This is a genomic window from Rhizobium sp. R339 (assembly GCF_002211395.1).
GTDB lineage: Bacteria > Pseudomonadota > Alphaproteobacteria > Rhizobiales > Rhizobiaceae > Rhizobium.
In genome coordinates, this window is sequence record NZ_LOKV01000023.1 from 248,852 (window position 1) to 261,194 (window position 12,343).

Annotated in this window: 13 protein-coding genes; 4 read left to right on the forward strand and 9 right to left on the reverse strand. The window is 63.0% G+C overall.

The features are described 5' to 3' along the window. Positions 1-32 precede the first annotated feature (32 nt). Both ATY76_RS20470 and ATY76_RS20475 read left to right on the forward strand, forming a co-directional pair. The gene (locus ATY76_RS20470) at positions 33-332 is read left to right on the forward strand and encodes a hypothetical protein (protein ID WP_088676543.1); all 300 of its coding nucleotides are present in this window, start codon (positions 33-35) and stop codon (positions 330-332) included. Next, positions 329-763: a type II toxin-antitoxin system VapC family toxin gene (locus tag ATY76_RS20475; RefSeq protein ID WP_088676544.1), complete on the forward strand. Its 435-nt coding sequence runs from the start codon at positions 329-331 to the stop codon at positions 761-763. The genes ATY76_RS20470 and ATY76_RS20475 overlap by 4 nt, the downstream gene beginning before the upstream one ends. Positions 764-837: 74 nt before the next feature. Here ATY76_RS20475 and guaA read toward each other — a convergent pair whose 3' ends face one another. The 3 genes from guaA to ATY76_RS20490 form a co-directional block, all read right to left on the reverse strand. Beyond that, a complete protein-coding gene (gene guaA, locus ATY76_RS20480) occupies positions 838-2,400 on the reverse strand; it encodes a glutamine-hydrolyzing GMP synthase (protein ID WP_088676545.1) in 1,563 nt (520 codons plus the stop codon). Positions 2,401-2,511: 111 nt separating this feature from the next. Next, the gene (locus ATY76_RS20485; protein WP_088676546.1) at positions 2,512-3,150 is read right to left on the reverse strand and encodes a 5'-methylthioadenosine/S-adenosylhomocysteine nucleosidase; all 639 of its coding nucleotides are present in this window, start codon (positions 3,148-3,150) and stop codon (positions 2,512-2,514) included. After that, a complete protein-coding gene (locus tag ATY76_RS20490; RefSeq protein ID WP_088676547.1) occupies positions 3,147-3,596 on the reverse strand; it encodes a PaaI family thioesterase in 450 nt (149 codons plus the stop codon). The genes ATY76_RS20485 and ATY76_RS20490 overlap by 4 nt, the downstream gene beginning before the upstream one ends. Before the next feature lie 238 nt (positions 3,597-3,834). Here ATY76_RS20490 and ATY76_RS20495 point away from each other — a divergent pair, with 238 nt between their 5' ends. Beyond that, positions 3,835-4,911, forward strand: a complete 1,077-nt coding sequence (locus ATY76_RS20495) for a DUF2252 family protein (protein ID WP_088676548.1) — start codon at positions 3,835-3,837, stop codon at positions 4,909-4,911. Here the strand turns inward: ATY76_RS20495 and ATY76_RS20500 are convergent. From ATY76_RS20500 to ATY76_RS20525, 6 genes are all read right to left on the reverse strand, one after another. Further along, positions 4,893-5,990, reverse strand: coding sequence for a DUF1513 domain-containing protein (locus ATY76_RS20500; protein ID WP_088676549.1), 1,098 nt, complete (start codon positions 5,988-5,990; stop codon positions 4,893-4,895). The genes ATY76_RS20495 and ATY76_RS20500 overlap by 19 nt on opposite strands. A 4-nt stretch (positions 5,991-5,994) precedes the next feature. After that, positions 5,995-7,095 carry an imelysin family protein gene (locus ATY76_RS20505; RefSeq protein WP_088676550.1) on the reverse strand — a complete coding sequence of 367 codons (1,101 nt, stop codon included), beginning with the start codon at positions 7,093-7,095 and terminating at the stop codon, positions 5,995-5,997. Beyond that, positions 7,095-8,831: a di-heme oxidoredictase family protein gene (locus tag ATY76_RS20510; RefSeq protein ID WP_190233703.1), complete on the reverse strand. Its 1,737-nt coding sequence runs from the start codon at positions 8,829-8,831 to the stop codon at positions 7,095-7,097. The genes ATY76_RS20505 and ATY76_RS20510 overlap by 1 nt, the downstream gene beginning before the upstream one ends. Before the next feature lie 43 nt (positions 8,832-8,874). Beyond that, on the reverse strand, positions 8,875-10,152 hold the full coding sequence (locus ATY76_RS20515) for an imelysin family protein (protein ID WP_088676551.1): 1,278 nt from the start codon (positions 10,150-10,152) through the stop codon (positions 8,875-8,877). Positions 10,153-10,343: 191 nt separating this feature from the next. Then, positions 10,344-11,633: an RsmB/NOP family class I SAM-dependent RNA methyltransferase gene (locus tag ATY76_RS20520; protein WP_088676552.1), complete on the reverse strand. Its 1,290-nt coding sequence runs from the start codon at positions 11,631-11,633 to the stop codon at positions 10,344-10,346. Between the two features lie 149 nt (positions 11,634-11,782). Next, complete coding sequence (locus ATY76_RS20525) at positions 11,783-12,136, reverse strand: septal ring lytic transglycosylase RlpA family protein (protein WP_245310025.1); 354 nt, start codon at positions 12,134-12,136, stop codon at positions 11,783-11,785. Between ATY76_RS20525 and ATY76_RS34285 the strand changes: the two genes are divergently transcribed. Next, the gene (locus ATY76_RS34285) at positions 12,021-12,326 is read left to right on the forward strand and encodes a hypothetical protein (RefSeq protein ID WP_245310030.1); all 306 of its coding nucleotides are present in this window, start codon (positions 12,021-12,023) and stop codon (positions 12,324-12,326) included. The genes ATY76_RS20525 and ATY76_RS34285 overlap by 116 nt on opposite strands. Positions 12,327-12,343 lie beyond the last annotated feature (17 nt).

Below are 12,343 nucleotides of genomic sequence, written 5' to 3' on the forward strand. Positions count from 1 at the left end.
GCTATATTACTGGAAATAGGTGGGAGATCATCATGGGAAGCTCACAGAAGCGTGCGATTCAGAACTATAGATCGCGTCTTGGCGAGCGTGGTTTGGCGCGCTTCGAAGTGCTCGGCCGGGACGCAGACCGCGACCTCATCCGATCGCTTGCCCGACGCCTGTCGGAAGACACACCCGAGGCTTCAGAGCTTCGTGCGGCTGTAAGCAAATCGATTGCGGGCGAGCCGTCGAAGCCTGGCGGGATTCTGGCCGCATTGCGTCGTTCGCCTTTGGTGGATGCCGAACTCGATCTTTCCCGGCCTCGTGAAGAGGGACGCAAGGTCGATCTGTGACGCGCTTTCTTCTGGATACCAATATCATCAGCAATATCGTCAAACCGCAGCCATCGGAATCGCTCCTGGAATGGATGTCGATACAGCGCGACGAGGATTTGTTCATCGCTTCGTTGACTGTTGCGGAGATCCGTCGAGGGATTTTGGAGAAGCCGAGCGGCAAGAAGCGCGACGCTCTCGACAAGTGGTTTTCTGGGCGTGAAGGGCCGCAGACGATGTTTGCCGGCCGCATCCTGCCGTTCGACGACAAAGCGGGCCTGATCTGGGCGCGACTGATGGCGGAAGGCAAAGCGGCGGGCAAGCCGCGCAGCGGGCTCGATATGATCATTGCCGCTATCGCCAGTGCCAACGAGTGCGTGGTGGTCACGGATAATGAAAAAGACTTTGCCGGATTCGAGATCGTCAATCCGATCCGCGGAATGACGGTCTAGACTATGTCGCGAAGACCTAAAGCGCGAAGAGCGAATCCGAAAGATCGCGACGCGCTTTAGCTAACCGCTATGCCTCACTCCCACTCGATCGTGCCGGGCGGCTTCGATGTGACATCATACACCACGCGGTTGATGCCGCGGACCTCGTTGATGATGCGCGTTGCGGCGCGGCCGAGGAATTCCATGTCGTAGTGGTAGAAGTCGGCCGTCATGCCGTCGACGGAGGTGACGGCCCGCAGTGCGCAGACGAATTCGTAGGTGCGTCCGTCGCCCATCACGCCGACGGTCTGGACGGGGAGCAGCACGGCGAAGGCCTGCCAGATGGCGTCGTAGAGGCCGGCCTTGCGGATCTCGTCGAGATAGATCGCATCGGCTTCGCGCAGGATTTCCAGCTTCTCGCGGGTGATGCCGCCGGGGCAGCGGATCGCGAGACCGGGGCCGGGGAAGGGATGGCGGCCGATGAAGCTGTCGGGCAGGCCGAGTTCGCGGCCGAGCGCGCGCACTTCGTCCTTGAAGAGTTCGCGCAGCGGCTCGACGAGCTGCATCTTCATGCGCTCCGGCAGGCCGCCGACATTGTGGTGCGACTTGATCGTCACCGACGGGCCGCCGGTGAAGGAAACACTCTCGATCACGTCGGGATAGAGCGTGCCCTGGCCGAGGAAATCGGCGCCGCCGAGTTTCTTTGCCTCTTCTTCGAAGGTTTCGATGAAGAGCCGGCCGATGATCTTGCGCTTGGTTTCCGGGTCGCTGACGCCTTCGAGCTCGCCGATGAAGCGGTCGGACGCGTCGACGTGCAGCAGATGCAGATTGTAGTGCTCGCGGAACATGGCGACGACGTTTGCCGCTTCGTCCTTGCGCATCAGCCCGTGGTCGACGAGAATGCAGGTCAGCTGGTCGCCGACGGCCTCGTGAATCAACAGGGCCGCGACGGAACTGTCGACGCCGCCCGAAAGCGCGCAGATGACGCGCTTGTCGCCCACCTGCTTGCGGATCTCGTCGACCGCCTTCTGGCGGTAGGCCGACATCGACCAGTCGCCCTTGATGCCGGCGATATTGTGGATGAAGTTGCCGATCAGCTTGGCGCCGTCGGGCGTATGCACGACTTCGGGATGGAACTGCACGCCGTAATATTTGCGCTTCTCGTCGGCGATGAAGGCGAAGGGTGCGTTGGAGGAGGTGGCGACCACCTCGAACCCTTCAGGCAGCGCGGTGACGCGGTCGCCATGGCTCATCCACACCTGATGGCGCGAACCGGAGGACCAGAGGCCCTCGAACAGCTGGCAGTCCTTGTCGACATCGAGGAAGGCGCGGCCGAATTCGCGGTGATGGCCGCTCTCGACCTTGCCGCCGAGCTGCATGCACATGGTCTGTTGGCCGTAGCAGATGCCGAAGACCGGCAGGCCGCTGTCGAAAATGATCTGAGGCGCTCGCGGCGATCCTTCCTCGACCGTCGAAGCCGGGCTGCCGGACAGGATCACGGCCTTCGGCTGCAGGCGCTTGAAGCCCTCTTCGGCCGATTGGAAGGGAACGATCTCGCAATAGACACCGGCCTCGCGCACGCGCCGTGCGATGAGCTGGGTCACCTGGCTGCCGAAATCGACGATGAGAACGGAGTCGGGATGTGCTGTGTGGGTCATGGCGAGGCTTTAAAGAAAAGCGCTTCGCCTTGCAATCCGGGAAATCGGCGGCATCAGGTTTTTATTGTTCCGATTGTCCCCGCGCGTTGGGCGCGCGGGTGCTTGATAAGTTCAGAACCAGAAAACCCCGTCTTCCAGCGCCGTGAACAGACTGTCGACGCCATAGGAGAGCTTGCGGTCGACGATGTGCAGATATTCGGTCCAGCCCGAGATATGCTGCAGCTCGACGACGCCGTCGGAAATGCCGCGCAGCCCGATCAGCGGCAGCTTGTAGCCCTGGCAGGCGCGCAGCACCGCATAGGTCTCCATGTCGACCATGTCGGCGCCGATGCCGTTATAGGCGGCCCCCGAAATGACGTTGCCGCCGGTGGAAAGGCTCGCCTCCGGGATCCCCGGGATGCGCAGCGGCAGCTCCAGCGTCACGGGCAAGTCGAGGAAGGGCGTCTGGCCTTTTTCGAAGCCGAGCGGCGAGGCGTCCATGTCGCGATAGGAAACCGAGCTCACCTGGTAAATTTCGGTCTGTTCGAGCTTGGCCGAGCCGGCCGAGCCGAGGGAGACGACGAGATCCGGAAGATCGTCTGCGGCATCGAGCCGTGCCAAGGCCTTGGTCAGCGCGATCGCCGCCTCCACCGGGCCGACGCCGGTCATCAAAGGTTCGATGCGCGAACGCAGGAAAGGGCCGTACTCCGCCTCTGCCGCCATCACGAAAAGAATGGATTTTCCCGCGACCGACTTCAGTTCGAACTTCATCCAGTAATTCCCTCTCTACCGCGAATGACCATCATCGTCCCGGTCATCGAGGCGATGAGCTTCGCCGGCCCGTCGCCGATCGCATAGCCCCGCCCGTCGGCGACGATGATGGTGGAGCCGGGCTTGGTGATTTCCCCGCGAAAGAGGAAACGATCGCCGCGCCCCGGCGACATGAGATTGACCTTGAACTCGATCGTCAGGATCGAGGCTTCGGGGTCGATGACGCTGTAGGCGGCAAAGCCGCAGGCGGAATCGAGCGCCGCGGAAATGATGCCTGCATGCAGGATGCCGTGCTGCTGCGTCAGTTTGACGTCGAAGGGAAGCTCGATCTCGACGACGCCGTGCTCGACGCGCGTCAACTCCGCGCCGATCGTCTGCATCGCTGCCTGGCGCGCAAAGTTGCGGCGGATTCGCGCGCGGAAATCGCCCCTGTCAGTCTCGCTCATGGCTACCCCTCTCGAAGCCGCGAAAGTGGCATGACACGCCGGATTCGACAAGCTGGACATCGCCGAAATCGATCTTGGCGGCGCTGGAAACGTCAAGCCGTGTCGCCCGGGCCACCTTTCGCCCTTCCTGCGGTGCGGACCCGCATCTCGAAGCCGCCGGCTTCGTGCAATGCGATTGCAGCTTCGCGCCGAGCGCGTATTCTCGTGCCGAACCTCGAAATGATGGAGCACCAGCGGCATGACGACGATATCGCAATCGGTCCGGAATTTCGAGGACTGGCTGGCCGGCGAACTCGGCGACGATCTTGTCAGAAAGGATCTGCGCGAAAAACACGAGAAGATGCGCAGCGATGGTTTCGTCTTCCTGCGCGCCACCTATTGGCGCTGGTGCGAGATCATCCTGGATATCTGCCCGGAGCTTGCAGGCGCGCCGGAAGTGCTGGCGGTCGGCGATACGCATCTGGAGAATTTCGGCACCTGGCGCGATATCGAAGGCCGCCTCGTCTGGGGCGTCAATGATTTCGACGATGCGGCCGCGATGCCCTATGCGCTGGATCTCGTTCGTCTTGCGGCAAGCGCCGTCCTGGCGCGCGGCGATAATGGCCCGTCTGTCCGCATGATCGGCGAGCTGATCCTGAACGGCTATCGCAGAGGTCTCGAAAATCCGCAGCCCGTCATCCTCGAGCGCGATCACAAATGGCTGCGCAAGGCGCTGATGCTGCCGAATTCCGAACGGCGGGAATTCTGGGAGAAATATGAAGCCTTGCCTGAAGGAAAGGAGCCGGCGCCGGCCGCCTATATCAAGGCGCTCGCAGACGCGCTGCCGCCCGGCGCGGGCTCTTTCGTGGCAAAGCCGCGCAGCGGCGGTACCGGCAGCCTTGGACGGCCGCGTTTCGTCGCTTATGCCGAATGGCAGGGCGGGCCGGTGCTGCGGGAAGCGAAGGCGCTGGTGCCGTCGGCGTGGTCGCTTCGCCACAGGCCGCAGGACGTGGCGATCCATGCGGGCGAGATTGCCGGCGGCCGGATGCGCTCGGCCGATCCCCATTACCAAATCATTAGGCGTATCCTGGTGCGCCGGCTTTCGCCGAACAGCCGCAAGATCGAGATCGACGAGCATCCGGAGATCCTGCTCTCTCCCACCATGCTCGAATTGATGGGTTTCGAGATCGGCAATTGCCATGCCGACGATGCAGAGGCCGTCGCGGCGATCCTGCACGACTTGCAGGCGCGGGGTCCCGAATGGCTCCATGAAGCGGCGAGGGCGGCCGCCTCGGCGGTCAGTGCCGAGCAGAAGGCCTATGCGCGCGCCGGCTGAGAGATCCGCACGATGTGCTGATCCCAGGCGACGTCGCTGCGGGTCGAGCGGAAGTCGCCGTCATAGGAGGAGACGGCAAAGCCTTCTTTTGCCGGCGCGATGCCGGCCGCATCGGGAACGGCGGTCTCGGCCAATACCTTGCCGGTCCTCGCATCGATCGTCACCGAGGCGCCGCCCTTCGGCGAGGTGACGCCGACGAGACCCTCGCGGCGATTGACGGCGATGGCGCCGACATAATTGGCAAGCCTGCGCGTCGTCTCCTCGGGCAGGTCGACGAAGGAAAGATCCTCGCCCTTGGCGAAATGGCCGACGAGCGGCGGCAGATCGTTGCGATGGCCTTCATACTGGCATGCGAACCAGATGCGGCCCTCGCTGTCGAGATCGACATGGCGGGTGGAGAGCGCCGACCATTGCGCCGGCAGCACGTGTTTTTCGACCAGGGCGCCGGTCGCCGCATCGATCAGCGCCAGCGACGGCTGCATCGCCCCGAGATTGAGCTTGGTACGGCCGAAATCCGGATGGGTCTCGATGCCGCCATTGGCGACGATGAGAAGGCGCCCGTCATCGGACACCGTCATGTCGTGCGGGCCGATGCCGTATGTCTCGAATTCGCCGATGCGGGTGAAGCGGTCGGTGGCGTTGTAGATGCCGATCATGCCGCGATTGCCGTCGAAGTCGTTCTCGCTGGCGTAAAGCAAACGGCCGTCGGGAGAGAAGGCGCCGTGGCCGTAGAAATGCCGGTCTTCCCTGGAACTGATGACGACCGGCTCACCCTTGTTCCTCGGGTCGAAGATCATCGCATAGGTGCCGGGGCGGCGCGCGAAGGCGACGGTCTTGCCGGTGGCGGCACTGAAGGCCATGCCGTGTGCCCGTGCCGGAAGCGCCACCTGATCGATGATTTCGCCGCTCTCGGCCACCGTCGCGACCGCAAACGAGCCGTCGGCGGCGCGAATGCCCGAGGCATAGACCGCCTCGGCCCGTTCGAGAGCCATCAGCGCTCTCGGCGTCAAGCTCGCGAGGAAACCGAGACCTGCCGCCTTGACGAAGCTGCGTCGGTCGATCGCGGCACTTCTCCACATCGCATCAATCTCCGTCGGAAAAGGAAAAGCCGGCCGAAAGCCCGATGGCCGCACCATAATCGTCGCTGATCTTGGTGATCAAATTGCGGCTGTCGGCCAGCAGCGCATCGAGCTTGGCTTTCTCCGCATCGCTGGTTGCGGCCTCGATGTCGGGATTGAGCTTCGGAACGGTCTCAAGCAGCGATTTGAAATCCTCGTCGATCGCGGCGGCGACCGCCTGTTTGTCCGCCGGCAGAAGCTCGGCCATGCCGGCCTTCTGCCAGAGCGTGCGCAGGCCCTCCAGGTTGGCGGCCATCGACTTCCAGGTATTCTTGGAGCGCCAGTAGATCGCCATGCGCGGGCGCGGCGCAGTATCCTTGCCCTTGTAGAACTGCTCCAGCCGCTGATCGCGGACATTCTCCGCGCCGTGGACGAGAATGCCGAGCAGGGCGGTGACGGCCTCCTTGTTATCCATGAAGTCGTCACTCTGCGGGCCGGGATGTTTCCAGCTCGCCTGCACGCCGTCCGGCTTTTCCCAGGCGGCGACCACTTCGCCGGCCTCGCGCTGGATATTGCCGGCGACGGCGGCGCCGTAAAGGCAGCGGAAGCCGCCCTTCTGCTTGATCAGATCGTCGGAGCCGTTGCCGTAAAGCACATATTCCAGCGCCGTCAGGCCCTGCAGCGCCACGCTCTTGCCGGCGATCGCATCGACCGTCGCGTCCTTCGGGTCGGCCTTGGCGATCAGCGCCTGTACCTGCTTGAGGCCGACGCCCTTGCGGTCGGGATAGAACAGGATGTGCTCGAAGAGATTGTCCTGAATGACAGGGCCGGTCTGGACGATCTCGATGATCGACCAGTAGCGGACCGTATCGTCGAAGGCGGATTTCGCCTTGTCGAGCGTCTGCTGCGTGCCGCCGTCGCAGAGGTCCTTCATCGCCGTCGTCAGCCGTGCGGCCGATTGCTGCATGTTGCGGTAGCCGGGACGGATCACCTCGTCGACGGCGCGCTGCATGACGGCAGGAACGGCATCCTCGTTCAGCCCTGCCGGAGGAGCGGCGGTCTGGGCGGCGGCCGATGTGGCGAGGCCGATCAGAGTGAGGCAGAGCAGGGGGTGCCAAAGGCGCATCAAAGTGACTCCAGGAATGTAATCAGGGCCGCCCTGTCGTCTTTGGTCAGGGCGGAGAAAGCGTTGCGGGCCTTTTCCGCTTCACCGCCATGCCAGAGGATCGCCTCGGTGAGATCCCGCGCACGGCCGTCATGCAGGAAGAAGCTGTGTCCGCTGACAGTTCGGGTCAGTCCTATACCCCATAGCGGCGGCGTGCGCCATTCACGTCCGCTTGCAAGGCCGACCTGTTGCCCGTCGGCAAGGCCGTCGCCCATGTCGTGCAGAAGAAAATCGGAATAGGGCCAGATCAGCTGGAAGGACTGCGCCTTCTCAGGCGTATCCCGCCGGGTGACGAATTTCGGCACATGGCAGGAAATGCAGCCGGTTTCATAGAAGATCCGCTTGCCCCGCAGCGTTTCGGCAAAGCTCGCCTTGCGCCGCGCCGGCACGGCAAGGTTTTCCGAATAGAAGGTCACGAGATCGAGGATCGGACCCGGCGCCTCTTCCGCGCCCAGCCGTTTCTGCACGCCGGTCGGCATATCAAGGCATTTTTCTTCCGCCTTGGTGCAGTCGCCATGCGCGTCCGGCTCGTCGGGCGTCGAGATGCCGATATCGTTGGCGAAGGCGTCGGCGCTCTGGTCGCGCACCGTGGCGTTCTGCGCCTTCCAGCCGAAGCGGCCGAGCGTGACCTTGCCGCTGCGATGGTCGCGCACGACCGCCGCCTTGCCCGAGATGCCGTTGCCGTCTGCATCGTCGGGGTCGGCATGGGCAAGAATATCGGCTTCTGGAATGGCCTCGATCAGGCCGAGGCCGATCATGGCGGGGGCAACGCGCGCCGAAATGGTCGTCGCTGCGTCGAGCGGTCCGTAGGCAAGGTTCGTCGCCGCATAATGCGGCCGGCGCAGCGACACCGTTTCGCCGTCGCCGAGCGTCACCGTCTCTTCGTCATAGCGGATCGCCATCTTGCCTTCGGCGGCAAGCCCGGGAACTGCGAGATCCTGCAGCTGACGGCCGTAGACCGGATCGGGGAAGTTGACGACCTCGGCATCGGCGATCGCCTTTTCCTCCTCCGGCGTCCTTGCCGCGCGCGAAAGCCGCAGGAACATCGAGGTGGCGCTCGCGCCTCCCTCCGGCGGTTTGCCGCGGCCGTCATTGACATGGCAGCTCATGCAGGAGCGGGCGTTGAAGAGCGGCCCAAGGCCATCGGAGGCCTGCGTCGAAGAGGGAGAGGAGACCCAAAGCTTGCGGAAGAGCGCGTTGCCGAGCTTGAAATTCTGCTCTTCCTCGAAGGGGATATTGGCCGAAATATGCGAGAAGCTGTCTTCGGTGACGGGATCGACCGAGGTCGCGGCACCCGCCTGCATCGCTTCATATTGTTCGGCCTTGGAAAAATCCTGGGTCGGCCGCGTGACATCCGCGACGCGTTTGAGATCGGCCTCGGAAAGGTCGGCGCGTTTCGTCGCCAGATCGAAACCGGCGGCAATCGTTGCGGGCGCTACCGCAAGGGCAGCGAAAGCGGCGATGCGTAGGGGTAAGCGGAGTTTTGGGAAAAAGCGATGGTGCCTCGCGGCATGTTCGAGGGTTCTGGCGCGCGCTTCCCTTTCCGCGCCCTCATTCCTGTGCTCGTCACAGGAATCCAGTGCGCCCAAGTCCTTGGGCGTGGAAGACCCCCCTTTGACCGAGTCATTCACGGCGCCGACGCGCCGTGGCTGGATTCCTGTGACGAGCACAGGAATGAGGGAGGCAATAGATGGCATTTCAGGGTTCGGGCCGCCCCGATGGAGCGGCCCGCCTTTTTGCTTATTTGAAGACGGCGTTAGGATTATCCAAGCTGTCGGAACCTTCAAGCTGAACCGTGCCGAGATCGAGTGCGGCAATAACGCGCTGGATCGATTTCGTCTGGTCGATCAGCCCGTCGATGGCCGCCTGGACGACGGCGTTGCCTTCCTTGTTGCCCTCGCCGATCATCTGGTCGTACTTCTCGACCGTCTCGCCGCGCTTTGCCATGGCGTTCATGGCATCGAGCGTCTTGTTGAGCTTGCCGTCCATCTCGGCATCGAGCGCCTTGTCCTTGGCGGCAACGAGGTCGTGCAGCGACGGGCCGCTGAGCTTGGTGCCGTCGACGCGGGTGTAGTTGCCGGTATAGGCGGCGGCAATGCCGATCGCGTCGTTCAGATGCGAGTTGTAGGTGTTGTCGGAGAAGCAATCATGCTCTTCCTCGGGATCGTGCAGCAGCAGGCCGAGCTTCATGCGCTCGCCGGCAAGCTCGCCATAGGAGAGAGAGCCCATGCCCGTCAGGATCGCAACGAGGCCGGCCTTCGGATCGGCCTCGACGTTCTTCGTCGCTGCTCCGTCCGGCTTCCAGTTGTCGGTCATTTCCTGCAGGTCGGAAACGAGCAGGGTGGATGCGGATTTCAGATATTCGGCGCGGCGGTCGCAATTGCCGTGCGTGCAATTCTTGAGGTCGTAATCCGTTGCCGGGCGGTTGCCGGCGCCGGGACCGGTGCCGTTCAGATCCTGGCCCCAAAGCAGGAATTCGATCGCGTGGTAGCCCGTCGCCACATTGGCTTCGATGCCGCCGGCTTCCTGCAGCGTGCCGGAGAGGAATTCCGGCGTCAGCTTCGAGGCGTCGACATCCTTGCCGTCGATCTTGATCGTCTTGTTGGCGATGACATTGGCCACATAGAGCGAATTCTCGTCGCTTTCGCTGCCGTAGGAGGCATCGACATAGTCGATCAGGCCTTCATCGAGAGGCCATGCGTTGACCTTGCCTTCCCAATCGTCGACGATCGGATTGCCGAAGCGATAGACTTCCGTCTGCTGATAGGGAACGCGCGCCTTGATCCAGGCATCCCTGGCGGCCTTCAGCGTTTCGTCGGTCGGCGCCTTGAGGAACGCGTCGATGGCAGCGTCGAGCGCCTTCGCCGTGGTCAGCGAATCCTCGTATTTGGCGTGCGCCACCTCGGCATAGTGTTTCACCACGGCGGCAGCATCGGTCTCGGCCTGCGCGGGAAGGGCGAGCAGTGCTGCGGGGGCAATCGCCAGCACGGCTGCGCGGAATTTGCGGTTAAGCGTCATGATCCTCTCCTGTGACGGATATTCCGTCTAATGGGGCTCAGTCTCTTCGCGCAAAAGCAAACTGGTGTCAAATGCTCTAGTTTGGAATGATTTTAAGGACCCGAAAGCGCTTCCAGACCGCTCGTTTGAAAGGCGCCGGCCCAGGAAAATCAGCGGCAATCGCGCGATCGCCCGGCATTCGTCGAACCGCGTCAGCCCTTCCGCTGCATGCGGCAGAAGAAGAAGCCGTCCGTATCGGTAGAGGCGGGCGTCAGCGTCACCGAAAGGCCGTCGGAGGAGTGCGGGCGGGGCGCGTTCTTGCCGAACAGGGCGTCCCAGGCGGGCAGGGCGCTGACGATCTGGAAATCGGGCTTGCCGGCGGTGAAGCGGCGCACCTGCTCTTCGTTTTCCTGAGGCAATACCGAGCAGGTGACGTAGATCAATTCGCCGCCCGGCTTGACGAAGCCGCTTGCCTGCGCCAGCGCGTCCTGCTGCTGGGCGGTGCGCTCGTCGAGGTTCTTTGCCGTCAGCCGCCATTTCGTATCGGGGCGCCGCCGCCATGTGCCGGTGCCGGTGCAGGGCGCATCGACCAGCACCTTGTCGCAGCGTCCGGAAAGGCCGGAGAGTGCTTTGACGTCGTCATGCACCTGGACATTGCGGGTGCCTGCCCGCTTCAGCCGCTCGATGATCGGCGCCAGCCGCTTACGGTCGGCGTCGTAGGCGTGAACCTGCCCCTTGTTCTGCATGGCGGCCGCCATGGCGAGCGTCTTGCCGCCGCCGCCGGCGCAATAATCGAGGATCTGTTCGCCATCCCGTGCCAGCACCAGATCGGCGACGATCTGCGATCCCTCGTCCTGGACCTCGAACCAGCCTTTTTGGAACGAAAGCTCGGCAGTCACGTTGGGAAGACGCGAAGCGCCTTCGCCTGCGGCAATCCGGATGCCGTAGCGGGCGATCTTCGCAGCATGCGCGCCGGCTCTTTCGAGCGCCTTGACGGCCTTGTCGCGGGAGGCTTTCAGGATGTTGGCGCGCAGATCGAGCGTCGGGCGGGCGGCGAGCGCCTGTGCCTCGGCAAGCCAGCCTTCACCGAAGGCCTTTTCGAAGGAGGATTGGACCCATTCCGGGATATCGCCCTGCACATGCGGGGGTGCATCGTCGAGCAAGCGGCTTTGGAAAGCCGCGATGACGTCAGGCGAAAGCGTCGCCGGCGCAAATTTGTCGTCGGCCAGTTCGGCGGCAAGGCTGGCTGGTGTGAAGCCCCATTGTCGGAACATGACAGCATGGGCAATGGCCGAGGCGCTGTCGTCATTCATGAGCCAGGCATGCGAAAGTCGCATGCGCAGCGCGTCATAGACGATGTTGCCGATCGCGGCGCGGTCGCCGGAGCCGGCAAAGCGATGCGCGAGGCCCCAGTCCTTCAGCGCGTCGGCGACGGGTCGCTTGCGGGCATCGATGTCCGCGAGCACAGAAATCGCCCCTTCGAGGCGGCCGCCCAGACGCATTCACATGTCTCCTGTTGCCGTGGCATGTGGACGATCCGCGCGCAGAAGGTCGCGGGACGGATTGTGCACAGGTCTCAACCGCGTGGTACCCGCGATTGGCGGCAAGAGCAAGCGCCGCTGGCGGCGCAGCTGGCTGCGAGGCGTAAGCCTTAGCTGATCACTTGGTAGCAGACCTTCGCGGTGCCCGAGCTCACCATGCCGATATTCTGCGCGGCGGCCCGCGAGAGATCGAGCACGCGTCCCCGGATGAACGGACCGCGATCGTTGATGCGAACGACGACGGTGCGGCCATTGTTGCGGTTGGTGACCTTGACCTTGGTGCCGAATGCGAGCGAACGATGTGCGGCAGTCAAAATCGCAGGGTTCATACGTTCTCCGGAAGCAGTTTTGGAGCGAAGTGCGTACCATGAAGCACCGCCGCAGCCATTTCCAGCAAAACTCTCTGCCGGAAGCAGGCAAGAGGCGGCTGCAATAGTTACGGCAGCGATAATAGAACGACGTATTTTCTTCAAAACAGAGTATCCCTCAACTATTGAACTCACGCCCTTGCAGGCGGCGGGGCTTAAATCTGTGAAAAAGTGGCGAAAAAGTGCCGCATGTGATCACGGAATGTTACAAGATGTAACATTCGTGAGCGTGGTGACAGAATTTCGGAAGCGGGCAGTGATCGTTGAGCCAGAAAAAACGCTGTGAAATCAGCTAAAATCCGA